A 24,731-nucleotide genomic window follows, 5' to 3' on the forward strand; every position below is an offset into this window, starting at 1 on the left:
ACGGTGGGGCACGAGGGCCTTTCGTCGTTCGGTGGAGATGTCGCAATCCACACCGAACCCGGAAGGCCCTCACTCGTTCAAGATCACTCTCCAGTGATCGCCGTCACCAACCTCCGTGGACAGAACATCTAGGGCGCGGAGCCGATCCGGGCTGGTGCGGGCCGGGCCGGTGCGCGCCGGGCCGGTGCGGGCCGGGCCGGTGCGCGCCGCACGGACCAGCCCCGTGCCCTCGGTACCGGGGGCTAGCCCTTGCCCTCGATGATGGTGTCGATGCGGGCCAGCTCGTCCGCCTCGAAGTCGAGACGGGCGATGGCGCCCACGCTGTCCTCGATCTGCCGGGCGCTGCTCGCGCCCACGAGGGCGGAGGTGACCCGGCCACCCCGCAGCGTCCAGGCCAGGGCGAGCTGGGCCAGCGTCTGGCCGCGGGACTTGGCGACCTCGTCCAGCGCGCGCAGCCTGCCCACCAGGTCCTCGGTGACGGCGTCCGACCGCAGGAAGGGGCTGTCGCTCGCCGCGCGGGAGCCCTCCGGGATGCCGTCGAGGTAGCGGGAGGTCAGCAGGCCCTGCTCCAGCGGGGAGAAGACGATCGAGCCGACCTGCAGCTCGTCGAGGGCGTCGAGCAGGCCCTCGCTCTCGGGGCGCCGGTCGAGCATCGAGTAGCGCGGCTGGTGGATGAGGAGCGGAGTCCCCAGCTCGCCCAGGATGCGGGCGGCCTCGCGGGTCTGCTCGGCCGAGTAGTTGGAGACACCGACGTACAGCGCCTTGCCCTGCTGGACCGCCGAGTGCAGCGCGCCCATCGTCTCCTCCAGCGGAGTCTCCGGGTCGGGGCGGTGCGAGTAGAAGATGTCGACGTAGTCGAGGCCCATGCGCTTCAGGCTCTGGTCGAGCGACGAGAGCACGTACTTGCGGGAGCCCCACTCGCCGTACGGGCCGGGCCACATCAGATAGCCGGCCTTGGTGGAGATGATCAGCTCGTCGCGGTACGGGGCGAAGTCGTCCTTGAGCGCCTCGCCGAGGGCGGACTCGGCTGCACCGGGCGGCGGACCGTAGTTGTTGGCCAGGTCGAAGTGGGTGACACCCAGGTCGAAGGCGCGGCGCAGGATCGCGCGCTGCGTCTCGACGGAACGGTCGGGGCCGAAGTTGTGCCACAGGCCGAGCGAGAGCGCGGGGAGTTTCAGACCGCTGCGTCCGGTGCGCCGGTAGGGCATGTCCGCGTAGCGGTCGGGGTGTGCGGTGTACAACGCGACTCCAGAGAGGTTGGCACGGGAGGACGGGGTCCCGGAGAACCGGTGTCCACTCTTTCGCGACCTGGGGGCATTGGTCCAACAGAAGAATCCGATGGGATTCAGCGCCTACGCTTCTCAGTCATGGAACTCCGTCATCTCCAGCACTTCGTCGCGGTCGCCGAGGAGGAGCACTTCACCCGGGCCGCCGAGCGGCTGCTGGTCTCCCAGTCGGGCCTGTCCGCCTCCGTCCGGGCCCTGGAGCGCGAGCTGCAGACACCGCTGTTCGTGCGGACGACCCGTCGGGTGATGCTCACACCCGCCGGGCGGGCGCTGCTGACCGAGGCGGAGCGGATCCTCGCGCAGGTGCGGTCGGCGCGGGAGGCGGTGGCCGCCGTGCAGGGCGTGCTGCGGGGCATCCTGGCGGTGGGCTCGGAGCAGTGTGTGGCGGGGCTGAACGTGGCGGGGCTGCTGGCCTCGTTCCGGCGCCGCCATCCGGATGTGGAGATCTGTCTGCGACAGGCGGGCTCGGGGGCGCTGGCCGAGGACGTCGCGGGCGGGCGTCTCGATCTGGCGTTCGCCGTGCGGGCGGCGCAGGAGGACACCGACCAGTTGCGCGTCGTACCGCTGTCCAGCGAGCCGATGACCGTCCTGTGCCATCCCAGCCATCACCTCGCCGCCACCGGCGCAGCGGTGACCCCGGCGGAGCTGGGCGGCGAGGTCTTCGTCGACTTCCACCCGGACTGGGGCCCGCGCCGGACCACCGACGCGGTGTTCGCCGCCGCCGGCGTCCGCCGGACGGTCGCCCTGGAGGTCAACGACGTGCACAGCCTGCTGGAACTCGTCGAGGAGAACCTCTGTGTAGCCGTCGTCCCGCGCCACTTCCGGCACAAGCGGGACTCGCTCGTCGCGCTCGCCGTCAAGGACACCGGCGAGACCGTGTACGAGACGGTCGCCCTGCTCCCGCCCCCGCAGGCCATGAGCCCTGCGGCGCGCGCCCTGATGGAGCTCCTGGACCCGCCGGTGGAGTGCCCTGAGGTCAGCCCGTGACGGGCGCCCAGCGGCGGTTCACGGTGTCGTACTCGTAGCGCGGCAGTCCCTTGATCCCGGTCGTGCGGAACGGGCGGCCGTTGTCGTCGATCCGGACCGTCCCGGTACGGCCCTCGGAGGACCACTCCAGTTCCAGGTACCAGCTGCAGTCACAGGTCTCGGTCTCGGCGGAGATCATCAGCACCTCCGGGTCGTCGGCCGACACCCGGTACGGCAGGCGCACGGCCGGGATCCGTACGTCCAGGTCGGCGCCGTCGACCGGGCGGGCGATCGGCCGGTCCTTGTCCAGGTCCACGTCGAAGTACCGGGGGGTGACCCGTCCTCCGCAGCCCTGGTCCATCGCGTAGGCGTTGCCCTCGGCGGGGGCCGCGCGTCCGACGACACGGACCCGCAGCGCGGTCAGGACGACGGCCGTGGACTTCCGCCCCTGCACCGTGACCTCCACGATCGTGTTCCGGCCGTGCACCCCCCGCTGCGTCGCGGCCCAGACACCCGCGTCCTGCGGCGCGGGCGGCGGGGGCACCTCCTTCGGCGGCTTCGCGACGACGTAGTCGTGACCGCAGCCGAGGGCCCAGAGCTGGGAGTTCGCCGTCCAGGTGAGGGGCGCCCCGGTGGCCGGGGGCTGCCGCTCAGCGGTGTCGTCGTCCTTGGTGGGACTGCTTTCCGGCTCGGTGGGCGAGGGCGAGGGTGTACCCGAAGGGCTTTTCGTGCCGCCGGTGCCCGGTGCGGGGGACGGGCTCGTGGGGGCGGTCGACGGACGCTGGGCCGCCGAGGTCGTACGGGACGGTCTCGGTTCACCGCCCTGGGCACCGCCGTCGGCCGGAGAACCGCCTGACGGCAGCGCGGCGAGGCTGCCCGCAGTGGCGATGAGCACGGCGGCGACGGCCGCGCCGACGAGGGTGCGTCGACGACGGTGCCAGGCGGGGCGGGTGGAGGGTGCCGGCGCCGACACCGACGCCGACACAACGACCGGCTCGACCGGTTCTACCGGCTCAGCGGGCTCAGCGGGCTCAGCGGCGGCCCCGCCGGACGGCTCAGCGGGCTGGACCGCTGTCGGCTGTGTCTGCTCTGTCGTCTCTATCTGCTCGGTCTGCTCAGTCGGCCCCGGTGCCGGCGAGCTCCCCGTCCCTCCCCCACCCGTACGCGCCCGCTGCCGTGCCGCCACGGCCGGCAGCCACAGCCGGTGCAGTTCGAGCCGCTCCGCGCCCGTCGCTCCGCAGAGCGCGGCGAAGCGCTCGACGGGCGCGAAGTCGAGCGGGACGGTGTCGCCCGCGCAATAGCGGTGCAGGGTCGAGGTGTTCATACCGAGGCGACGGGCCAGCTGCCCGTAACTGCGGTCCGTGCGTTCCTTGAGACGCGTGAGCGCCGCCGCGAACTCCCGCACGTCGTCCGGTGCTGCCGCCACTGTTCTCCTCGTCCTCCCCGTCCCGGGACCGCATCCCAGGTACTCCATAGAGGTGCACGTCAGAAGGGCTGGGATGGTTCCAGGGGTGCGGATCGGGCATCGGCCGTTGCACTCACGCCCTGTGACGGCCGATGCTCTTGGTGTCGCATCGACCAGGCCGGACGGACCATCCGGCGTCAGCGACGAAGCGGCAGCACTTCACTCATCCACGTACTCGTTCCGTACTCCTTCAGTACTCGTTCACGGGGGGACACTCATGCCCAAGCACACCCGAGCCCGCACACTCGTCGCACTCGTCGTGGCGGGCCTCACCGCGGGCTCCGCGCTCGCCGCCGGCGCCGTGCCGGCCGCCGCCGCGAAGGCGAGCGGCGCGCCGAAGTACCTGTCGGCCTCCGAGCTCCCGCCGCACCCCTCGTCCTCCTGGACGGCCGGCGGGATCGAGGACGGCGTCCCCGAGGAGCTCCAGTACTGCCTGGGCGACGCGCTCCTCGCGTACGACATCAACCACCGCTCCTTCCGTACGGACCTGGAGACCAGTGCCAGGCAGTTGGTCGTCGTGACCGGCAGCGACAGCAAGGCCAAGGCGCTCGCCACACGGCTGAACAAGGACTTCCGGGACTGTGTGAGCGACTCCTCCGACCCGGATGTCGAAGCCGAGTACCGGGACCTCGGGACGCTGCCGGTCGAGGAGGGCGCCCGCGTCCACGGCGTGGCCACGGTCACGTCCTGGGGGGCCATGGACATCCGGCTCCTGTCGGTGGGCCGGGACGGCCGGACCGTCACCGTCGTGGACTGGGGGCAGATGGGCGGCTTCAAGGACGCGCCGGTCAAGGCCTTCAAGAAGACGACGACCACGGCCGTCAACAAGCTTCACTGATCGGGACCGGCGCCGGGGAAGCGCCGGAAGCCGACCCAGCCCCGCAGCGCCGGATCGGGGGACCGGCGCTGCGGGGCGGGACTGTGCGGGCACGGCTCCGATGCTCGATGGTGGACGTATGGATGTGAAGGACGTTCTCATCGACGCGTACGGCCGGATCAAGGAGGAGGTGCACGCCGCCGTGGACGGGCTGTCCCCGGCGGAGCTCCACACCCGCCCCGCGCCCGACGCCAACTCCGTCGCCTGGCTGGTCTGGCATCTCACCCGCATCCAGGACGACCACGTGGCCGACGCCGCCGGGCTCGACCAGGTCTGGCTGTCCCAGGGCTGGGAGGAGCGCTTCGGACTCTCGCTGCCGTCCCGGGACACGGGCTACGGCCACGGTGCGGCGCAGGTCGCCGCGGTGCGGGTCGACTCGGGTGACCTGCTGACGGGTTACTTCGACGCCGTGCACACGCGGACGCTGGAGTATGTGCACGGGCTCGGCCCCGACGACCTGGACCGCGTCGTGGACGACCGGTGGACCCCGGCCGTCACCCTCGGCGTACGCCTGGTCAGCGTCCTGGCCGACGATCTCCAGCACGTCGGCCAGGCGGCGTACGTACGGGGGCTGCTCCGACACCAGGACGGCGAGATGCCCGCCCCTCGTGACGACTGACCGGCATGCAGGCACGCGAAGCGGGAACGCACTGCGGCAAGGGCGTAATGCGCCCCGGCGGCTCCGTCCGGCTCCCGTCGGCCGCCCTCTTCGTCACGCCCACCGTGCGCTTCTCGATGCACAGGTGGAAACGTTTTTCCTTTCTTGCGCGCACCGCGATCGCCCCCTGTTTCGTTTTTGAGAACCGCGGGAGCCGCAGTGCGGCTCTAAGGCCACCTGAGGAATTGGCATACGATCCCATTTCCTCTCGCGGTCTTGCTGTGGCATTCACCCGTGCACATAGCTTTGAGTACATCCGCCCCCTTGTTCCGGCTCCCGATGAGCCTGGACAGGTCGGCCGTGAACCGGCCTCCGGTTCCCAGCCGCCAGGGGCGGTCGTGCCGCCGCTGTGAGGAGAAGTCATGAAGAAGGCTTACGAAGCACCGACGCTGGTCCGCCTCGGGACGTTCCGGAAGAAGACCGGGTTCTTGCAGAGCTCCGGCAACGACCGTCTCATCCTGAGCAAGAACTGACGAGCGACGGTCCTGACCCGACGTCATGACTGAACTGCACGAAAGTGCGGGGACGGGCCCCGGCGACGCGCACTTCACGGTCTTCACCGACCGGGAGGACGCGGCCGCCGTGGCCCGCTCCTTCGCCCGCCCCGGAACGCGCGTCCTGCACCACGCGTCGGGCCGGCCCTGGCTGGTGGGGCAGTGGCACGACCAGGAGATCGTCACCGCGCGCGCCGGCCACACGGCCCTCGCCGTCATCGGCTGCTGTCCGATCGACGTCGCAGACCTCCAGCGCCGAGCCGGGCGGTTACGTGATCTCGCCGAACTCGACGCACTGGCCCGCTCCCTCCCCGGTAGTTTCCATCTCGTCGCCGCGCTCGACGGGCGGCTCAGGGTGCAAGGCACGGCCTCCGGGCTCCGGCTGGTTTTCTGTGCCCTCGTCGACGGGACACAGGTGGCTGCCAGCCGCGCCGACGTCCTCGCCGACGCGCTCCGCGCCGACCCGGACGAGGAGCAACTGGCCGTCCGGCTGCTGTGGCCGGTTCCCCATCCCCTCGCCCGGGCGCCCATGTGGCGAGGCGTCACCGCCGTGTCCCCGCAGGACGCGCTGATCGTCTCGCCGGACGGCCGGACCGTGCGCCACTCGCGCTGGTGGACACCGCCGGAACCGGTACGGACGCTCGCCGACGGCGCCCCTCTCGTCCGCGAAGCCCTGGCCGCGGCGGTCGACGCCCGTACCCGGCAGGGTGGCGTGGTCAGCTGCGACCTGTCAGGCGGCCTGGATTCCACCTCCATCTGCTTCCTGGCCGACCGCTCGCCGGCCCGGGTGGTGGCCAGCACCTGGCCGGGGCGCGACCCCGCCGACACCGATCTGCACTGGGCCGAACAGGCCGCCCGGTCGATGCCGGACATCGACCATGTCGTCTGGGACGCCGACGCTTCACCGCTGGTCTACACCGACCTGCTCGACATCGACGACCTGCTGGACGAACCGACCATCGGCGTCATGGACCGATCAAGGGTGCTGCACCACCTGCCCCCCTTGGCGGAGCGGGGCAGTCGGTTGCACCTGACCGGCATCGGCGGCGACCACGTGGCCTGGTGCTCCGAGGCGTACTACCACCGGCTGCTCCGCACCCGCCCGCTGTTCGCACTGCGCCGGCTGCGCGGGTTCAGGGCCCTGTGGCAGTGGCCACTCGGCGGCACGGCACGCGCGCTCGCCGACTCTCGGCCGTACGGGAAGTGGCTGGCCGACTCCGGCGGCCGCCTGCGAGACCCACTGCCCGCCACCGTCAGCACCAGCCTCGGCTGGGGCATGCCCCCTCGTCTCTTCGACTGGGTCACCCCCGACGCCGAACGGATGGCCCGACGGTCGCTGCGCGAGGCCGCCCTGACCGCCGTACCGCTGCACCCGGACCGCGGCCTGCACACCGACCTCGAACAGATCCTTGCCTGCACCCGCATCATCCGCCAGTGGGACCGGATGGCCGCCCGGGCCGGCCTGCCGATGGCCTCGCCGTTCCTCGACGACCGCGTCATCGAGGCATGCCTCGCTGTGCGCCCGAGCGAGCGCGTCACTCCCTGGCGGTACAAACCCCTCCTGACCGCCGCCATGAGCGGGATCGTGCCCGACGCGTGCCTGCGGCGCACCAACAAGGCCGCCGCTGCCATGGACGCGACCAACGGACTGCGCGAGCACCGCGCCGATCTGCTGGCGCTCTGGGAGGACTCCCGGCTGGAACAGCTCGGACTGGTCGACGGCGCCGCCCTGCGTCGGCTCGCACAACGCCCGGCCACACCCGAACTGCGCGACGCGATCCTCTATTCGACCATCGCCGCCGAGGTGTGGCTGCGCGGCCTCCACCGAACCACCGGGCCCAAGGCTCCCGCCTCCTCATGACCCTCGTTCCCCAGCAGAAAGGCACACGCATGGCATTGAAGTTCGGCGCCCATGTCTCCACAGCCGAGACGGACTACGGCACGGTCCTCCTGGACGAACGCGCCGGGGACTACTGGGAGCTGAATCCGACCGGCAGCCTGGTGGTCGACACGCTGATGAGGGGCGGTGACGAAGCCGCCGCGGTCGCCGCGCTCACCGAGGAGTTCGACATCGACCTCGCCCAGGCGAAGCAGGACGTCGAGGCCCTCGTCAAGCACCTGCGGGCCTCGGGGCTGGCCGAATGACGACGCCCAGCGCCCTGGAACGGCCCACCGGTGTGCCCTTCACCCGGCGTCTGGCCGCCCGTCTCGTCATGCCCCTAGCCCTCGTGCTCTCGCTCCTGCCGCCCCGCCGGCTTCGCGCCGTGCTCCACCTCGCCTGTCGCGGAGCCATGCCGGCCACCGCCACACAGGCGAGGAACGCGCGAGACGCCATGTGCGCGGTGAGTCTGCGCTGCGCCGGGCCGAAAGGCTGCCTGCCCCGGTCTCTGGGAGCCGCGCTGCTGTGCCGCCTGGGAGGGAGCTGGCCGACCTGGTGCACCGGGGTGCGCGTGGTGCCTCCCTTCACGGCGCACGCCTGGATCGAGGCGGACGGCCACCCCGTGGACGAGGGTGTGCCCGACGACTACTTCACCCGGCTCATCACGGTCGCTCCCGGGAGCCGATCGGGCCGATGACCGACAGCCTCGTGGATCAGGCGCAGCCGGCGGTGGAGGGGGACCGCTCCACCCGGGCCGCGGTCGCCACCATGTACCGGCTGACCGCCGGGCACCGGGCTTCGGTCCTCGTCGCCACCGTGCTCACACTGGTCGGCTCCGCTCTGGGGCTTGCCCAGCCGCTCGTCGCCAAACAGGTCGTGGACGCGAGCGGACGGGGACAGGTGTTGTGGCCCTTGCTGCTGCTCCTGGCCGTCCTGTTCGTCACCGAGGCGGCAACCGGCGCGGTGGGCCGTTTCGTCCTGGAGCGCATGGGCGAGGGCGTCGTACGAGGGCTTCGGCACAGTCTGGTGGCGCGGCTTCTCCGGCTGGAGATGAAGGAGTACGACCGGCACCGCAGCGGCGACCTGATCTCCCGGGTCACCTCCGACACCACCCTGCTCAGAGAAGTCGTCTCCCAGGCACTGGTCGATCTGGTGACGGGTGCCCTCGTCGCCGCGGGAGCGATCGTCCTCATGGTGTGGATCGACCCGCTGCTGCTGCTCCTGGTCGCGGCGACCGTGGCTGCCGCCGCCGTGATCGTCGCCTCGCTCCTCAAGGGCATCCGCGCCGCCTCCGAACGCATGCAGGCCTCCGTCGGCGCGATCGCCGCCGACCTGGAACGCGCCCTCGGCGCCCTGCCGATGGTCCGGGTCCACCGAGCGGAGGACCGTGAGGCGGCCCGCATCGGAGAACGCGTCGAGGCGGCGTACAGCGCCGGCGTACGGACCGCGAAACTCGCCTCGGTGATGAGCCCGGCGGTCGAACTCGCGGTACAGGGCTCCTTTCTGATCGTCCTCGTCATCGGCGGCCTACGGGTCAACGGCCACGCCGACTCCCTCGGCGACCTGGTCGCCTTTCTGCTGTACGCCTCCTACCTGGTCCTTCCGCTGTCCTCGGTTTTCCGGGCGGTCGGCCTGATCCAGCGTGGCATGGGGGCCTACCAGCGCATCGAGCAGGCGCTGTCCCTGCCGGCGGAGCCCTCCCAGGAGACGCCGGCCGTCCGGGCACGCACGCGCGAAGCGGTCCGGCGGACCGTCTCGTACGAGGAGCCCGCTCTCGCCCTGCGGAATCTCGGCTTCGGCTACGACCCGGACCGGCCGGTGCTGCGCGGCGTCTCGTTCACCGTCCCCCACCGGCAGCAGACGGCCCTGGTCGGCCTGTCGGGTGCGGGAAAGAGCACGATCTTCGCCCTTGTGGCCAGATTCTACGAACCGGACTCCGGGACCCTGCTGTTCGACGGCCTGCCCGCCACCTCGCTGAGCCGCACCGCATGCCGCGGACGCATCGCCGTCGTCGACCAGAACACCCACGTCGTCCACGGCACCCTCTGGGACAACATCACCTATGCCACACCCGACGCCGCCGAGGCCGAGGTACAGCGCGTCGTCGAGCTCGCCCAACTGGAAGGGGTCGTGCGGCGGCTGCCGGGCGGCCTGTCGGGAAAGCTCGGCGAGCGCGGCGGCACCCTGTCGGCAGGAGAGCGCCAGCGCGTGGCCCTGGCCCGTGCCCTGCTCGCCCGCCCCTCGATCCTCCTGCTCGACGAGCCCACGTCACACCTCGACACCGTCAATGAGACCGCGCTCACCACGGTGATGAAAGACGTCGCCCGGGAATGCGCCCTCCTGGTCATCGCCCACCGGCTCTCCACGGTCCAGCACGCCGACCAGATCGTCGTACTGGACAACGGCCGCACCGCCGCCCAAGGACGTCACGGGGAACTGCTCACCAGCAGCCCCCTCTACCGCGAACTCGCTGCCGGACAGATGCTCCACCCGGCCGGCGCCCGGACCCCCGCCCACGCGACCGTACGCCCCCACCCACGCCACCCGCTGTGAACCGGACACGGACGCGACGCCGAGAACGCCTCATGCGGCCCGACGCCCGATCAGTCATCCCCCCGGGGCCAGGGTGACGGCGCCGACCAAGCCGTCGCTCCCTGCCGGTTCGCCCGCGCGTACGTCATCCCCGGCAGCCCCGTCGGGCTCAGAGACAGGCTCGCGGGCTCAGCTGCCCGACGCCGCCGCGTAGCCCGGGACCACCACGTTCTCGATGAGGGCGTTGCGCTCGTCGAACGGGATGAAGGCGCTCTTGAGGGCGTTGACGGTGACCGTGCGCAGGTCGTCCAGGGTCCAGTCGGCCTCGTCGACGAGCAGGGACATCTCGCGGGTCATGGTGGTGCCCGAGACCAGACGGTTGTCGGTGTTGAGGGTGACGCGGAAGCCGAGGTCCCTCAGGGCCGTGATCGGGTGCTCGGCGATGGAGGTCGCCGCGCCGGTCTGGAGGTTGGAGGTGGGGCACATCTCCAGGGCGATCCGGCGGTCGCGCACCCAGGAGGCGAGGCGGCCCAGCTTGCCGTCGACGACGTCCTCGGTGATGCGCACGCCATGGCCGATGCGCTGGGCGCCGCAGACCTGGAGGGCCTGGTGGATGCTGGGCAGCCCGTGGGCCTCGCCGGCGTGGATGGTGAAGGGGACGCTCTCTCGGCGCAGGTGCTCGAAGGCGGCCAGGTGGTCGGCGGGCGGGAAGCCGTCCTCGGCGCCGGCGATGTCGAAGCCGACGACGCCGGCGTCCCGGAAGGCCACGGCCAGGTCGGCGGCCTCACGGACACGGTCGAACATGCGCATCCCGCACAGCAGCGTGCCGACGCGGACCGGGGTGCCCTGGGCCGCCGCCTTGGCCATACCGGCGGCCAGACCCTCCTGCACGGTCTCGACGACCTCCGGCAGGGTCAGCCCGCCGTTGACGTTCAGCTCGGGGGCGTAGCGGACCTCGCCGTAGACGACACCGTCCGCGGCCAGGTCGAGTACGTACTCCTCGGCCGCGCGCAGCAGGCCCTCGCGGGTCTGCAGCACCGCGAGGGTGTGCTCGAACGTCGCTATGTACCGCACCAGGTCACCGGAGTTGGCCGCCTCGTAGAACCAGGCGGCGAGACCCTCCGGGTCGGTCTCCGGGAGGGTGTGGCCGACCTCCGCCGCGAGTTCCACGAGCGTGGCGGGGCGCAGGCCGCCGTCGAGGTGGTCGTGCAGGACGGCCTTGGGGAGGCGGCGGATGGTGTCGGTGTCGATACGGGGCGCGGTCATGGGCGTTCGTTCCTCGGCAGGTGGTGCGGTGGGGTGGGTCGAGAGGGGGGGCGGTTCAGCCGGTCGCGGGCTGGAGAAGGTCCCAGCGGTTGCCGTACAGGTCCTCGAAGACGGCGACCGAGCCGTACGGCTCGTGGCGCGGCTCCTCCAGGAACCTGACGCCCGCGGCCCGCATCCGGGCGTGGTCGCGGGCGAAGTCGTCGGTGTGCAGGAAGAACCCCACGCGTCCGCCGGTCTGGTCGCCGATCCGGCCGCGCTGTGCCTCGTCCTTGGCCCGCGCCAGCAGCAGTCCGCCGCCCTGTCCCTCACTCCCGGGCTCGACGACCACCCAGCGGCTGCCGTCGGGCCTCGGTTCGTCCTCGACGAGCCGGAAGCCGAGTGCCTGGGTGTAGAAGCGGATGGCCTCGTCGTAGTCGTCGACCACGAGGGTGACCAGGGCAATGCGTCTCATCGGGGCCTCTCGGGTCGCTCGGGGTTCCCGGGAGGTTATACGTAACACGCATCGGACGCAAATGGCGTTCTCGCCCGTACGTCCGAGACACCCCCGGCACGGCGGAGGCCCCCTGCGCGGCAGGGTGCCTCGGCACGTGGAGGGCGTCAGCCGGCGATCACTCGCCCGGCGAGGCCTTGCGCAGGGCGGCGATGCAGGTGCTCAGTGCCTGCTGGAGCTCCTCCAGGCGCTCCAGCATGTCCTCCTCGTAGATGGCGTCGAGGTCGACGGCGTCGTCGAGGGTCAGCTCCTCGAAGACCTTCGTCGCCTTCTGCAGGCTGCTGTAGAACTTGGTCCGCCGCTCCTGGACCCGCAGTTCGGGGTCGGACTCGACGGTCTGGACGACGAGTTCCTTGACGGTGTCGTAGGCCTCCGTCGCCCACTCGCCGGTGTCCTCGTCGTCGTCGAGCTCGTCGATGAGGGACAGATGCCGCTCGGCCTCGGCACGCAGCTCGGCCGTGGCGTCGATCACCTGGCCGGCCGGTGTCTTGACCTGCCCGTTCTCGACGATCTGCCGGACGTACCCGATACGGCTGGCGGCCTGGGTCTCGTTGGCGACGGCCTTCTTCAGTTCGTCGGTGCGGGCGATGTCGCGGGCCAGCTCGGTCTGGAGGGAGGGGTCCTCCTTGAGGCGGTCCAGCAGCGCGGCGCGGGCCGCCTGCGCGGTGGAGGGGTCCGCGAGGATCGCGGCGCGCAGCGCGGTGGGGTTCTCGGCGACCTCCAGCGCCTTGGTCGGGCGGATGCCCTCGGCCTCGGCCGCCGCCGTGATCGCGGTGCCCCGGTCGGAGGTCGCGCTGGACCGGGAGCTGTAGTACGACAGCCACACGTCCGAGTCCGGGAGGTCGATCTCCTCGCCGGGGGCCAGCGCCTCGAAGTGCGGGACCATGCCGTCGTCGGCCGCCTTGTCCCAGGCCTTGTAGTAGCGCATGACGCGCTCCGGCGAGCATCCGGCCAGCTCGGCGAAGTGCCTCGCCGACACCTTCGGTGTCTCGCCCGCCAGCTCCCCGCCGGGCCGCACGCTCCGCGCCACCTTCAGCGCGAAGGCCCAGCCACCGGTGCGCGCGTACACCCCGAACTCCCGCGCGTCGCGCGCGACTTGCTCGTCCACCACGTCGGCCGGGGTGTCGTCGCCGTGCGCCTGCGCGGGGACCTCGTCGCCGGACGGCCTCGCGGGGACTTCGCCGGACGACTGCGCGGGGACCTCGTCGGTCGGGGGTTGCGCGAGCGCCTCTTCGGTCGTCGGCTGCGCGAGGTCCGTCTCGCCGGAGGGCTGTGCCGGTACCCCGGCCGCGGGTGCGGCCCCGGGGGTCTGCTCCTCGGCCGCTCCGGGCTCGACCCAGAAACCCTCGTCCGGCGTCGGCGCTGCGCCGGTCGCGGGCGTCTCGTCGGCGGGCGGTACGGCCGATGCGGAGTGGGCGGTGGCTACGCTCACGGGTGACTCTCCCGGATGGTGACGAACGGCAGGGACAGAACCGGCAGCCTATATGAACCCGTTGGTGCCGCTTTGCCGGGACGCCTCGCCTCGATGGAGCGCGTCCAGCCGGGCCATCTCCTCCCCCGTGAGCCGAAGGGCGCCGGCGGCGACGTTCTCGGCCAGGTGATCCGGATTCCCGGTGCCGGGGATGGCGAGGACGTGCGGCCCCTGGTGCAGGGTCCAGGCCAGCCTGATCTGGGCGGGGGTGGCGTCGTGGGCGCGGGCGACGGCGAGCAGTTCGGGGTCGTGCGCGGTGCTCGCGCCCTGGGGTCCGGCCTCGCCCGCGATCGCGTAGAACGGCACGAACGCGAGGCCCTGCTCGCCGCAGAGTCGGAGCATCTCCTCGGCGGCCGGGTCGGGGCCGCGCAGCCCGTACTGGTTCTGCACGCAGACCACGGGGGCGATCGCCCGCGCCTCCGCGAGGTGCCGGGGTTCGACGGCGGAGACGCCGAGATGGCGGACGAGTCCGGCCTCGCGCAGCTCGGCCAGCGCCCCGAAGTGCTCGGCGATCGAGTCCTGTCGCATCCGGCGGAGGTTGACGACGTCGAGGTGGTCGCGTCCCAACTGCCGCAGGTTCTCCTCGACCTGGCCGCGCAGTTGGTCGGGGCGGGCGGCCGTACCCCACTCCCCCGAGTACTCCCGGTGGGGCCCGACCTTGGTGACGATGACCAGGTCGTCCGGGTAGGGCCCGCCCAGCGCGCTGTTGATCAGTTCGTTGGCGGACCGCAGGGACGAGAAGTAGAAGGCGGCCGTGTCGATGTGGTTGACGCCCAGCTCGACCGCGCGCCGCAGCACGGCGATCGCTTCCTCGCGGGTCCTCGGCGTCCCGAGGTGGAAGGCGGCGCTGCCCGTCAGCCGCATCGCGCCGAGACCGACGCGGCGGACGGACAGATCGCCGAGAGTCCAACTGCCCGCGGCGGCCGCGTCGATCGTCTCGGAGGTCATCGACGCAGTCTCCCACGCCGTCGGGCGACCACGGCCGTGTCCGCGTCAGCAGTACAGGTTGCCGCCCGCCGACGTGCCGAGGATCTGGACGAACCGCTGGTACGCGCTGACCCGGCTCTGCACCTGCGCGGGGTTCTTGCCGTCGCACTCCAGCGAGCCGTTGATGCTGCGGATGGTGTGTCCGAAGCCGGCGCCGGTCACCATGGCGTTGTGGCCGGTCATGGAGCCGGGGCCGGTCTGGGTGTTCCAGTACCAGAGCGCGGTCTTCCAGGCGACGGCCGCATCGTTCTGGACCAGCCAGGGGTTGCCCAGGAGGTTCAGGCCGAGCGCGTCGCCCGCCGCCTTGTAGTTGAAGTTCCAGCTGAGCTGGATGGGGCCGCGCCCGTAGTAGGCCGCCTGTCCCGCCGGGCAGCCGTACGGACGGCCCCAGTCGCAGTACGTGGGGTAGTTGGCGGTGTTCTGCTCGACGATGTGGACGAGGCCGCCGGTCTCGTGGTTGACGTTGGCGAGGAACGCCGCCGCTTCCTGCTTCTTGACGGTGTCGCTGCCGGTGGTGGCGAAGGCGGGGTAGGCGCTCATGGCCGCCCGCAGGCCGCTGTAGGTGTAGAACGAGTTCCGGTTCGGGAACATCTGGTTGAACTGCGCCTCGCTCACCACGAACCCGGAGGGGTTGGTGGGGCCGTTCTCGCAGGCGTACGGCTCCCAGTACCAGGTGCTGATGGTGGGGTCGTACCCGGGGTTGTCGTGCTCGGCGATGTACGCCCTGCCGTCGGTGTAGCGCACGATGTCGCCGGTGACGTAGGACCGGCCGGCCACCCAGTTCGCGTAGCTGGAACAGGGGGCGGCGGACGCGCTCTGGGCGGGCAGCAGCAGGGGCGTGGAACCGGCGATGACCAACGCGGTCAGCAGGGCGGATATGCGGCGCCTCGACACGGGACCAACTCCTTCGTGGAGCACGGCCGCACCCGGGCGAGGGGCCCGGAGGCATGACTGGGACGCACCTCGCGCGCACGTGCCGGCGGGGCCGGCCACGGCGTGGGGGCGGCCGTGGTGGGGGGTGTGGGTCACACTCAACCGCGTTGGTCTGTACCAGTCAAGGGTGTAGACCAGTCGACTCCCATGACGCCAGGTCAGGCCGCCCGAGGGTCGCTCCGCCGGGCGATCACCGGGCGCTCGCGGACCGGTTGACGGGCACTCGCAGACCGGTTGACGGGCACTCGCGGCCGGTCACCGGGCACTCGCCGGGCCTGTCACCGGACAGGTCGCCTAAACTGCCGCCCCGTCAGGGGCGGGGCAGCCGAGCCAGTACCCGAAGCCGCGCCGGGTGTGGATCAGCGCGGGTGCCTCCTGGTCGGTCTTGCGCCGGAGCCGGGCCACGAGCTTCTCGATAGCGCCGTGGGCGCGGTACTCGCCCCAGACGTGCCGACCGATCTGCTCCTTGGACAGCACGCACTCCGCGTTCGCCAGCAGATGGCGCAGCACCCGGTACTCGGCGGGCGTGAGACCGAGGGGCCTGGATCCGCGCCGCGCCTCGCAGGCAGCGTCGTCCAGAACCAGGTCGCCGTAGCAGGGCATGCCCTCGATCCGTTCGGGGCCTCCCCTCCCGCGCAGCAACGACCGCGCCCGGTGCAGGACGTCGGCGACCCGGAGGGGCTTGACGACATAGTCCTCGGCGCCGGGCCGCAGCCCGGGCACCAGGTCGTGCAGGGTGTCGCAGGCGGCCAGGAGGAGCAGCGGGGGCCGGCCCACGGGCGCGCCGCGCCGGCCGCTTCCGAGGCGCTCCGGGTCCGGCAGCGCGGCGTCCCAGACGACGAGGTCGTACCGGTCCTGGGCGATCCGTGTCGTCCCCTCGGCGCCGGTACCGGCCGCGGCGACGCGGTATCCGGCCAACTCCATTGTGCTGGTGAGGAGTTCGGTGACAACGTGATCGTCGGCGACCAGCAGGACGTGCTGTGCCCCGTCTCGCGGCGACATCGGTTTCCCCGTGAGCCGAGTGCGCATGACCAGACCGTTCGGGTAGGGCTCGTAGGGCGGGATCGGGCCGTGCGCGGTCAGTCGACGGGCCGTGGCGCGACGGCTGCCTCGGCGCGGTCGACGACTGTCTCGGCATGCTCGACGGCCGCCTCGGCATGCTCGACGAAGTCGTCGACCAACCGGCCGACGTGGCGCAGGTCACACGCCATGCGAGGCAGATGGAGAACATGTGATCTTCCGGCCGCGAAGATGTGATCTCCGGGACCCGGGCCGGGGAGAATCACCCCATGACCACGTCACCGCACCCTCTCGTCGTCCAGGCGCGCGGACTCGCCGCCGAGGTCCTCGCGCCCCAGGCGGAGCGCGTCGATCAGGAGGGGGTGCCCGCGAGCAGCATCCAGGCGATCAAGCGGTCCGGGCTGCTCGGGGTGAGCGCGCCGGTGGCGTACGGCGGGGCGGGGGCGCCCAACTCGGTGGCGCGGGAGACCGCCGAGATCCTCGCGGGGGCCTGCTGCTCCACATGGTTCGTGCAGACCCAGCACCACACACCCGTACTGACCCTGGCGAAGAGTGAACTCCCGGCCCGGGAGAGCCTGTTGGGGAAGCTGGCCACCGGCGAGCTGATGTCCGGCGTCGCGTACGCGCATCTGCGGCGGTACCCGCAGGTCCCCGTCAGGGCCGTGCCCAGGCGCGGCGGCTGGCGTTTCCACGGCACGGTCCCCTGGTACACGGGGTGGGGCCTCAACGACGTGATGCTGCTGGCCGGGGTCACGGACGCGGACGAGGTGGTGTTCGCCTTCACCGAGGCCCGTCAGCAGTCCGGGCTGCGGGCTTCGGCGCCCATGCGGCTCGCGGCGCTCACGGCCGCCCGTACGGTCTCGCTCGAGCTCGACGGGCTGTGGGTCCCCGACGACGCCGTGGCCCTGCACGCGCCGTACGAGTCGTGGGCCGCGAGCGACCGCCCCAAGCCGACGAACGCCTCGCCGGCGGTGTTCGGGGTCGCCGAGTCGGCCCTCGGTCTGCTGGACCAGGACGACCCCACGACCAAGGCGCTCAGGCTGCGGCTCGACAAGGTGCGGCGGCAGGCGTACGCCCTCGCCGACCATCCGGCGCCGCACGAGCACATGGAGGAACGGCTGGCCCTCAAGACGAAGGCGTTCGACCTGATGCGCACGGCGACGACCGCCGCGGTCGTCGCCGGCGGCGGGCGCGCCATCGATCTGGACAGCCGAGCCCAACGGCTGGCCCGCGAGGCGATGTTCCTCCTGGTCCAGGGCCAGACCCCCGAGGTCCGCCGCGCCCACCTGGCCTCGCTGTCGGCCGCGTACTGAACCGGCCCGGTCCGCGCCGCGCGTCAGCTCGCGAACGGCACCTGTGCCGTGGGGGCGGTCGGCCCGGCCAACGGATGGCGCCACAGGCCCTGTGCGGCGAGGCGGGGGAGGACGCCCTCGCCGAACCAGTACGCCTCCTCCAGGTGCGGGTAGCCGGAGAGGACGAACTCGTCGATGCCGAGGGCGTGATACTCCCTGATGCGCTCGGCGACCTCGTCGTGGCTGCCGACGAGGGCGGTGCCCGCTCCGCCGCGCACCAGGCCGATGCCGGCCCACAGGTTGGGGTGGATCTCCAGGCTGTCGCGGGTGCCGCCGTGCAGGGCCAGCATGCGCCGCTGGCCCTCGGACTCGCTGCGGGCGAGTCCGGCCTGCACGGACCGTACGGTCTCGGCGTCGAAGCCGTCGAGCAGCCGGTTCGCCTCCGCCCACGCCTGCTCTGCGGTGTCGCGGGTGATGACGTGCAGCCGGATGCCGAAGCGGAGGGTGCGGCCCTCCTTCACCGCCAGCCCCTTGATCCAGGCGATCTTCTCGGCGACCACGGCCGGCGGCTCGCCCCAGGTGAGGTAGACGTCGGCGTGCCGGGCGGCGATCTCCCCGGCGATCGCGGAGGATCCGCCGAAGTACACCTCGGGCACCGGGTCGGGCAACCGGGCCAGCCTCGCCTCCTCGACCCGGAGATGCTCACCGCTCAGATCGACGGTCCTGCCCTCCCACAATCCCCGTACGACCTCCAGGAATTCACCGGTACGGCGATACCGGTCGTCCTTGTCGAGGAAGTCGCCGTAGGCCCGCTGTTCCTGGCTCTCGCCGCCGGTGACGACATTGAGGAGGAGCCGTCCGCCGGTCTGCCGCTGGAAGGTGGAGGCCATCTGGGCGGCGAGCGTGGGTGAGACGGAGCCGGGGCGGAACGCGACGAGGAACTTCAGGCGTTCGGTGTGCCGGCTGACCATCGCCGTGGTCAGCCAGGCGTCCTCGCACCAGGCGCCGGTGGGGGTCAGCGCACCCACGAAGCCGAGGTCCTCCGCGGCTCGGGCGATCTGGCTCAAGTAGCCGACCGTCGGCGGCCGGTCGCGCCCGGACTCGGTGGCGGGGGTGCCGTGACCGCCGCCGACGACATGCCGGCTGTCGCCGTTGGTGGGCAGGAACCAGTGGAAGGTGAGGGACACGGGAGGGGTCTCCTGTCTGGAGAGGGAGCTGGACCAGCGTGCGGGGTGTGGGTGCGGGCGTCCCGCCGGCACATGCCCGGGGTCAGCTCACGGCGGCCAGTACCGGCGCCGGGCGGAGCGCGGTCAGGAACTGGTCGACGACCTGGCCGAGGGCCTCCGCGGTGGCCGGGGCCACCGTGACCCTGCCGTCCTCCCCCACGGTGATGTCCTTGTCGAGGGTGAACCAGCCGGGGACGATGTGCCGGGCGCCCATGGAGCTGAGGACCGGCCGCAGGGCGTAGTCGAGGGCGAGGACATGGGCGGTGGTGCCGCCGGTGGCCAGGGGCAGCACCGTCTTGCCGGTGAGGGCGTACTGCGGGAGCAGGTCGAGCAGCGCCTTGAGGACTCCGGAGTACGCGGCCTTGTAGACGGGGGTGCCGATGACGACGCCGTCGGCCCGCTCGAAGAGTTCGGTGGCCTCGACGATGGCGGGGTGCTTGAAGTCCGCCCCGAGGAGGGCTTCCGCGGGGATGGCGCGGATGTCGAGCGGCACGACCACGTGGCCCTGAGCGACCAGACGGGCGTCCAGGTGGCGTACGAGCTTCGCGGTGCGGGAGGAGGCGGAAGGGCTGCCGGAGACGGACAGAACGGTGGCCATGAGTCCTCTTTCTGGGACCCGGGGTGCCCATGCGGATGAGCACCCCGGAAGGGAACGGTCAGGAATGCCAGGTGGGTTCGGGCGGCTCACCTGCGTGCAGAAGGCCGCCGTCTGTCGCTGACGTCGGGGACCCGAAAGGCGAATGGCAGGAGCGCGGCAGGCACGCGGAACTCCTGTCGCGAAATGTTTTCGGGCACGCCGAATTCAGTGGCACACGGGTGAGTGGGCAGGGGTGAATTCAGGCGGAGAGCCGGGAAAGCGGAAAGGCGCGGCGGATCGCGGAGGGGTGATCAGGCCGCGGCGCGACAGGAGGCGCTGGAGACGCGTGCGAGGTCGACATGGCGTCGCCGCGTGAGGTCCAGTCGCTTCTGCATGCCGTCGATCGTGGCAGGCGCCGTCAACGGGCGTCAAGGAGAACCCGATCGGTCTCGCATCCCGGACCATGGAATTCACGGACGTGACAGGGAAACCCTCGAACGGGCCGGAAATCGGCACGCATTCCGCTGCCGTGCGAACGGAACAGCCGGAATACATCACAGCGGCGACGGCTCCGTTCGTTGCGCCGGGCCGCCGACGAACTAGGTGAACCGGGAGCGGGCGGCTTCGGTGGCCGCCGCGAGGGGCCGGAAGTAGGTGCGAGCCGCCCCTCGTGCGTCGGCCGCGTAGTACAGGTGGACCACACGGCGGTCGGCGCTCTCCCGGACCCGGCGGACGTGTCCGGCGCGCTCCAGCCGGTCGACGCAGGCGGTGACCGCGCCGGAGGTCAGGCCGAGGTGTTCGCGCAGGCGCTTCGGCGTCATGGGCGCCTCCGCGTCCAGGATCGCCGCGAGCGCCTGGACGTCCGTCGCGTGCAGTCCGTGGTCGCCCGCGAAGGCGTGCACCAGCCGGTTGATCTCGCCGTTCATCCGGCGCAGCGCCACGGCGAAGGCGTGCAGGTCGGTCGGCGCCCCGACGGCGCCGCCCCCGTCGTCCCCCGACTGCCGCGCGGGATCGTTCACTGTGGCCACGCGGTCAGCGTGGTCGCCGTACCGATCACCCGAACGCGCGGCGATGCTCCCCGGGCGCATCCGTGAGCGCCCTTCCGGTGGAAGTGATGTCAGGGCCGGCCGCGACGCCGTCCCCCCGCCACCCTCCCCGGAGTCCGTCCATGAACGTCTCGGTCGTCCTGTTCACCTCCGACCTGCGGCTGCACGACCATCCGCCGCTGCGCGCGGCGCTCGACGGATCGCGGCAGGTGGTCCCGCTGTTCGTGCGCGACCGGGCCGTGGCCGCGGCCGGGTTCGCCGTGCCCAACCGGCTCGCGTTCCTCGCGGACTGCCTGCGTGACCTCGACGCGGGGCTGCGTGAGCGCGGTGGCCGGCTGGTGGTGCGTTCCGGCGACGTCGTGGAGGAGGTGTGCAGGGTGGCGGCCGAGGCGGAGGCCGACGAGGTGCACCTGGCGGCCGACGCCGGCGCGTACGCCCAGCGGCGCGAGGAGCGGCTGCGACGCGCGCTGGAGGCCGAGGGCGTACGGCTGCACGTGCACGAGACGGTGACGACGGCCGTGGATCCCGGCGCGGTGACACCGGCCTCGTCGGACCACTTCTCGGTGTTCACGCCGTACTTCGGCCACTGGTCCCGGCAGCGGCTGCGGGACGCGCTGACCGCGCCGCGGACGGTACGGGTGCCGGACGGGATCGGCTCGGAGGAGCCCCCCTCGCGGGCAGGGCTGTCGGGCCTGTCCCCGGAGCTGGCGAGCGGCGGTGAGACGGAGGGGCGCGCGCGGCTCACCGCCTGGCTGCGGTCCGGCATCGAGGCGTACGAGGACCGGCACGACGACCTGGCGGGCGACGCGACCTCCCGGCTCTCGCCGCATCTGCACTTCGGCACCCTCTCCCCCGTAGAGCTGGTCCACCTGGCACGCCGGGCGGGCGGGCCGGGCGCCGAGGCGTTCGTACGGCAGCTCGCGTGGCGGGACTTCAACCGCCAGGTGCTGGCCGTGCGGCCGGCGGCCGCGTCCGTGGACTACCGGGCCAGACACGACAGTTGGCGGTCCGCTCCGGACGAGGTCGAGGCGTGGCGCGAGGGCCGCACCGGCTATCCGGTGGTCGACGCGGCCATGCGCCAGCTGCGCCACGAGGGCTGGATGCACAACCGGGGCCGTCTGCTGACCGCGAGCTTCCTGACCAAGACGCTGTACGTCGACTGGCGCGTGGGCGCCCGGCACTTCCTGGATCTCCTCGTCGACGGCGACGTGGCCAACAACCAGCTCAACTGGCAGTGGGTGGCGGGAACCGGCACCGACACCCGCCCCAACCGGGTCCTCAACCCGGTCACCCAGGCGAAGCGGTACGACCCGGAGGGGGAGTACGTACGACGCTGGGTGCCGGAGCTGGCGGACGTCACAGGGCCGGCGGTGCACGAGCCGTGGAAACTGCCCGGGTTGGACCGGGCCGCGCTGGACTATCCGGAGCCGATCGTGGAGTTGGCGGAGGGACGGGAACGGTTCTTGCGAGGGCGCAAGTCCTGACGCTCCGGGTCCTCTGGTGCCTGATGCTCCAGGTCCTGATCCTCCAGGTCCTGATGTTCCGAGTCCTGACGCTTCGGTTCGGTCGGTCCGGCGTCGGAAGGAATCCGGTCCGGCCGGTCCACCCGTCCGTGCAGCCCCGCGAGCATCTCCACGGCGTCCCCCAGCGAGGACGGCCGGACGGTCCCGGGGGCGGGGTGTCCGTGCCAGCCGGGGCCACCGAGCACGACGAGCGGCTGTCGGCGGGCGCCCTTCACACCCCAGCGGAGGGCGGCCACGTGCCGGGCGAGGGGCAGGCTCGCCGTGGAGCGGGCCTGGGCCCACAGCACGACGGCCGCCGGACCGAGCCGGTCGACCGCCGCGGTGAGCGCCTCGGCGGGAACGGCCGCGCCGAACATCCTGGTGGGCAGGGCGAGTTCACCGAGGGCCGCGTTGAGGGCCTCCAACGGAAGGGTGTGCTGTTCGCCGGGCACACAGGCGAGCACGACCGGTCCGGGCGCGGTGGCGTCGTGGCGGGGTGCGGGCGGGCGGGCATGGCGGCGGAGGGCGGTGGAGACGTGCCAGGACAGCAGATGCTCGACCTCGACGTAGCGGTCGCCGGACGAGGCCCATTGACGGCCCACCGCGTGCAGGGTCGGCACCATCACCTCCTGCCAGGCGACCGTGAGCCCGTACCGTTCTACGGCCTCGGCCAACTGGTCCTCCACCGCCGGGGCGTCGAGACGTACGGCGGCCCGGGCGAGGCCCCGGCACTCCCTGCGGAGATCCCCCGGCTCGGGCGGGCCGGGTGGGCGTGCCGACCGGGGCCGTTCCCCGTCCGGTGTTCGCGTGGCTCCGGGGCCCTCCTCCGCGCTCAGGACTCCGGCCCCCTCCTTCGCCGCGCGGGCCGCCTCCGCCGGTGGCACCCCCGCCGAGGTGAGCCGGCACATCGCCTCGACCATCGTCACGTCTGTCGGAGTCCAGCGCCGGTGGCGGCCGTCGGCCCTGACCGCGGGTCCGATGCCGTAGCGGCGGTCCCAGGAACGCAGGGTGGTCGGCGACACGCCCAGCCTGCGGGCCAGCGCACCGCTCGTGAGCCCTGGATCGGCAGGGTTTTCCTCCCCGTATGCACCCATGCGGGCGACTATACGACGCGGAAGCGGTGCGAGCCGAGGCCCGGTCCGACGGGATCGCCGCCGCGTGCATCCGAGGGACCGGTTCCCACGGAAGTGGCGAATGGGCGGGGCCGAACGACCGGGCCACTGCCGGTCGAGGGCGCGGCCCCGTCCAGGCCCGTCTCCGAGGAGCGGTCGGCGCTCCTCGGAGACGGACGCCGACTCCACACTCCGCTCCGACCCCTACACATAAAGGGAAAATAAGCGCAGAATGAACGTACGCGGCGCTTACCGCATACCCCACCAGACGCGGTCAGGCCTGCAGAGTTCAAAGGAGTCGACTCATGGCCAACGTCTCACACAGGAGTGACATCTCCAGTCACCCTGACGCACCCGAAATGCAGGCTCGGTACGCCCGCATGCTCGGTGGTCGCGACGTGGCGCTCGTGGACGGACCGGTGTTCCTGCTCGGTCTGTACTGCGCCGTGTCCCCGTGGATACTCCACTTCACGACGAGCCAGCCCGCGCTGGTGCCCCACAACCTGATCGTGGGCATCGCGATAGGTCTGCTGGCTCTCGGCTTCACCGCCGCACCGGAGAGGATGTACGGCCTGAGCTGGGCCATGTGCGCGATAGGCGTGTGGATGATCATCTCGGCGTGGATCGTGGGCGACAGCCCGGACGCCGGTGTCGTGGTCAACAACATCATCATCGGCTGCCTGGCTCTGCTGCTGGGGCTGGTGTGCGCCGGCGCCGCGGCCAAGGGCGGCACCCGTGGGGGCCGCACACCGTAGGTGCGGACAGAAACGCCCGCGAGGGGTAACGGCGGCCGATCCGCTCAGGCGGATCGGCCGTCGCCGTTCACCCTCGGACCCCCCACCGGGGTGAACTCCGGCCCCAGGGCCTCACCCGGTACGCGGCACGTCCCAGGGCTCCTGCGGCAACACACGGCCGGTCTCCAGCAGCGACTTGAGGTTGGACAGCACCGCGGGCCAGCCGAAGGACACCTCGGCGAGCGCGCCCTCGTCCTCCAGGTCCTCATGGGTCACGGTGAGCCGGACGATGTCGGCGTGCGCCTCGATGTCGAAGGTGACCCGCGAGGAGGTCTCCTCCCTGCCCTCGTTCTCCGGCGAGGTCCAGGTGGTGACCAGCCGGGTCGGGGGCTCGCTCACCACGACCGTGCCGACGACGTCCTCGACACCCGAGCCGTCGGTGCGGACATGGGCCCAGCGCGACCCCTGCCGCCAGTCCGACTCGTTGCGGTGCCCCCAGTACTCGGCGGTCAGGTCGGCGCTGGTCAGTGCCTCCCAGACCTTCTCGGGCGTGCTCGCGATGTAGGTGACGTACACGAATGCGGGTCTGTCGGTCATGGCTTCCTCGGCTCGTCGTCTCACGGCCCCGAGCGCTCTCAGCCGGGGCCGCTCGAACTTGTCGATCCATCGCTCCTGCATCTCGTGGAGCGGGACCGGATTGAGGTAGTGCAGCTTCTCCCGCCCCCGCCGCACCGTGCTGACCAGGTTGGCGGCCTCCAGGACGGCCAGGTGCTGCGTCACGGACTGCCGCGCCATGTCGATCCGCGCGCACAGCTCGCCCAGCGTCTGCCCGTTGTGCTCGTGCAGCCGGTCCAGCAGCCTCCTGCGGGTCTCGTCGGCCAGCGCCTTGAAGACCTTGTCCACTCCCGGGTCGCTCTC

At 71.9% G+C, this 24,731-nt stretch carries 26 protein-coding genes; 11 read left to right on the plus strand and 15 right to left on the minus strand.

Translation table 11 applies throughout. The features are described 5' to 3' along the window. Positions 1–242: 242 nt before the first annotated feature. A complete protein-coding gene (gene mgrA, locus RM704_RS21005; protein ID WP_033526215.1) occupies positions 243–1,241 on the minus strand; it encodes an L-glyceraldehyde 3-phosphate reductase in 999 nt (332 codons plus the stop codon). Between the two features lie 126 nt (positions 1,242–1,367). Here mgrA and RM704_RS21010 point away from each other — a divergent pair, with 126 nt between their 5' ends. Continuing rightward, positions 1,368–2,273, plus strand: a complete 906-nt coding sequence (locus RM704_RS21010; RefSeq protein WP_033526216.1) for a LysR family transcriptional regulator — start codon at positions 1,368–1,370, stop codon at positions 2,271–2,273. Here RM704_RS21010 and RM704_RS21015 read toward each other — a convergent pair. Next, complete coding sequence (locus RM704_RS21015) at positions 2,263–3,678, minus strand: transcriptional regulator (protein WP_033526217.1); 1,416 nt, start codon at positions 3,676–3,678, stop codon at positions 2,263–2,265. The two genes, RM704_RS21010 and RM704_RS21015, sit on opposite strands and share 11 nt — an antisense overlap. Before the next feature lie 256 nt (positions 3,679–3,934). Between RM704_RS21015 and RM704_RS21020 the strand changes: the two genes are divergently transcribed. The 7 genes from RM704_RS21020 (at position 3,935) to RM704_RS21050 (ending at position 10,178) form a co-directional block, all read left to right on the plus strand. Further along, a complete protein-coding gene (locus tag RM704_RS21020) occupies positions 3,935–4,555 on the plus strand; it encodes a hypothetical protein (protein ID WP_033526218.1) in 621 nt (206 codons plus the stop codon). 118 nt (positions 4,556–4,673) lie between these two features. Beyond that, a complete protein-coding gene (locus RM704_RS21025) occupies positions 4,674–5,213 on the plus strand; it encodes a mycothiol transferase (protein WP_033526219.1) in 540 nt (179 codons plus the stop codon). Between the two features lie 401 nt (positions 5,214–5,614). Further along, a complete protein-coding gene (locus RM704_RS21030) occupies positions 5,615–5,725 on the plus strand; it encodes a keywimysin-related RiPP (RefSeq protein WP_107072254.1) in 111 nt (36 codons plus the stop codon). A 25-nt stretch (positions 5,726–5,750) separates the two neighbouring features. Beyond that, entirely contained in the window at positions 5,751–7,607 is a 1,857-nt protein-coding gene (locus RM704_RS21035) for a lasso peptide isopeptide bond-forming cyclase (RefSeq protein ID WP_033526220.1), read from the plus strand. Positions 7,608–7,636: 29 nt separating this feature from the next. Continuing rightward, entirely contained in the window at positions 7,637–7,891 is a 255-nt protein-coding gene (locus tag RM704_RS21040; RefSeq protein ID WP_033526221.1) for a lasso peptide biosynthesis PqqD family chaperone, read from the plus strand. Then, a complete protein-coding gene (locus RM704_RS21045; protein ID WP_033526222.1) occupies positions 7,888–8,322 on the plus strand; it encodes a lasso peptide biosynthesis B2 protein in 435 nt (144 codons plus the stop codon). The genes RM704_RS21040 and RM704_RS21045 overlap by 4 nt, the downstream gene beginning before the upstream one ends. Further along, on the plus strand, positions 8,319–10,178 hold the full coding sequence (locus RM704_RS21050) for an ABC transporter ATP-binding protein (RefSeq protein ID WP_052145920.1): 1,860 nt from the start codon (positions 8,319–8,321) through the stop codon (positions 10,176–10,178). Before RM704_RS21045 ends, RM704_RS21050 begins: the two co-directional genes overlap by 4 nt. 168 nt (positions 10,179–10,346) lie before the next feature. On the opposite strand, the gene RM704_RS21055 is transcribed toward RM704_RS21050, so the two are convergent. From RM704_RS21055 to RM704_RS21085, 7 genes are all read right to left on the minus strand, one after another. Then, positions 10,347–11,423, minus strand: a complete 1,077-nt coding sequence (locus tag RM704_RS21055; protein WP_033526223.1) for an adenosine deaminase — start codon at positions 11,421–11,423, stop codon at positions 10,347–10,349. Between the two features lie 55 nt (positions 11,424–11,478). Beyond that, positions 11,479–11,874 (minus strand): VOC family protein, encoded by a 396-nt coding sequence (locus tag RM704_RS21060; RefSeq protein ID WP_033526224.1) that lies wholly within the window; start codon positions 11,872–11,874, stop codon positions 11,479–11,481. 157 nt (positions 11,875–12,031) lie between these two features. Then, positions 12,032–13,345 carry a hypothetical protein gene (locus tag RM704_RS21065; protein WP_033526225.1) on the minus strand — a complete coding sequence of 438 codons (1,314 nt, stop codon included), beginning with the start codon at positions 13,343–13,345 and terminating at the stop codon, positions 12,032–12,034. Between the two features lie 48 nt (positions 13,346–13,393). Then, the gene (locus RM704_RS21070) at positions 13,394–14,332 is read right to left on the minus strand and encodes an aldo/keto reductase (protein ID WP_033526226.1); all 939 of its coding nucleotides are present in this window, start codon (positions 14,330–14,332) and stop codon (positions 13,394–13,396) included. A 45-nt stretch (positions 14,333–14,377) separates the two neighbouring features. Next, positions 14,378–15,265, minus strand: a complete 888-nt coding sequence (locus tag RM704_RS21075; protein ID WP_033526227.1) for a glycoside hydrolase family 19 protein — start codon at positions 15,263–15,265, stop codon at positions 14,378–14,380. A gap of 333 nt (positions 15,266–15,598) precedes the next feature. Further along, positions 15,599–16,333: a response regulator transcription factor gene (locus RM704_RS21080; protein WP_033526228.1), complete on the minus strand. Its 735-nt coding sequence runs from the start codon at positions 16,331–16,333 to the stop codon at positions 15,599–15,601. Positions 16,334–16,383: 50 nt separating this feature from the next. After that, positions 16,384–16,515 (minus strand): hypothetical protein, encoded by a 132-nt coding sequence (locus RM704_RS21085; protein ID WP_311591014.1) that lies wholly within the window; start codon positions 16,513–16,515, stop codon positions 16,384–16,386. Positions 16,516–16,593: 78 nt separating this feature from the next. On the opposite strand from RM704_RS21085, the gene RM704_RS21090 reads away from it, so the two are divergent. Beyond that, the gene (locus RM704_RS21090; protein WP_033526229.1) at positions 16,594–17,637 is read left to right on the plus strand and encodes an acyl-CoA dehydrogenase family protein; all 1,044 of its coding nucleotides are present in this window, start codon (positions 16,594–16,596) and stop codon (positions 17,635–17,637) included. 23 nt (positions 17,638–17,660) lie between these two features. On the opposite strand, the gene RM704_RS21095 is transcribed toward RM704_RS21090, so the two are convergent. The 4 genes from RM704_RS21095 to RM704_RS21105 all read right to left on the minus strand — a co-directional run bounded on the left by RM704_RS21095 (position 17,661) and on the right by RM704_RS21105 (position 20,438). Then, on the minus strand, positions 17,661–18,803 hold the full coding sequence (locus tag RM704_RS21095; RefSeq protein ID WP_033526230.1) for an LLM class flavin-dependent oxidoreductase: 1,143 nt from the start codon (positions 18,801–18,803) through the stop codon (positions 17,661–17,663). Positions 18,804–18,885: 82 nt separating this feature from the next. Continuing rightward, positions 18,886–19,440 (minus strand): NADPH-dependent FMN reductase, encoded by a 555-nt coding sequence (ssuE, locus tag RM704_RS21100; protein ID WP_033526231.1) that lies wholly within the window; start codon positions 19,438–19,440, stop codon positions 18,886–18,888. Positions 19,441–19,730: 290 nt separating this feature from the next. Then, the gene (locus RM704_RS45180; protein WP_369015706.1) at positions 19,731–19,814 is read right to left on the minus strand and encodes a putative leader peptide; all 84 of its coding nucleotides are present in this window, start codon (positions 19,812–19,814) and stop codon (positions 19,731–19,733) included. Positions 19,815–20,018: 204 nt separating this feature from the next. Further along, entirely contained in the window at positions 20,019–20,438 is a 420-nt protein-coding gene (locus RM704_RS21105) for a MarR family winged helix-turn-helix transcriptional regulator (protein WP_311591053.1), read from the minus strand. A 149-nt stretch (positions 20,439–20,587) separates the two neighbouring features. Here RM704_RS21105 and RM704_RS21110 point away from each other — a divergent pair, with 149 nt between their 5' ends. Further along, complete coding sequence (locus RM704_RS21110; protein ID WP_033526232.1) at positions 20,588–21,949, plus strand: cryptochrome/photolyase family protein; 1,362 nt, start codon at positions 20,588–20,590, stop codon at positions 21,947–21,949. Here RM704_RS21110 and RM704_RS21115 read toward each other — a convergent pair. Beyond that, on the minus strand, positions 21,883–23,061 hold the full coding sequence (locus RM704_RS21115) for a MerR family transcriptional regulator (RefSeq protein WP_037657559.1): 1,179 nt from the start codon (positions 23,059–23,061) through the stop codon (positions 21,883–21,885). The two genes, RM704_RS21110 and RM704_RS21115, sit on opposite strands and share 67 nt — an antisense overlap. Positions 23,062–23,384: 323 nt before the next feature. On the opposite strand from RM704_RS21115, the gene RM704_RS21120 reads away from it, so the two are divergent. Then, the gene (locus tag RM704_RS21120) at positions 23,385–23,834 is read left to right on the plus strand and encodes an SPW repeat protein (RefSeq protein WP_033526233.1); all 450 of its coding nucleotides are present in this window, start codon (positions 23,385–23,387) and stop codon (positions 23,832–23,834) included. A gap of 111 nt (positions 23,835–23,945) precedes the next feature. Here RM704_RS21120 and RM704_RS21125 read toward each other — a convergent pair whose 3' ends face one another. Beyond that, a complete protein-coding gene (locus RM704_RS21125) occupies positions 23,946–24,716 on the minus strand; it encodes an ArsR/SmtB family transcription factor (protein ID WP_033526234.1) in 771 nt (256 codons plus the stop codon). Positions 24,717–24,731: the final 15 nt, after the last annotated feature.

The sequence above is a fragment of the Streptomyces gottesmaniae genome, assembly GCF_031845845.1.
Taxonomy (GTDB): Bacteria; Actinomycetota; Actinomycetes; order Streptomycetales; family Streptomycetaceae; genus Streptomyces; species Streptomyces akebiae.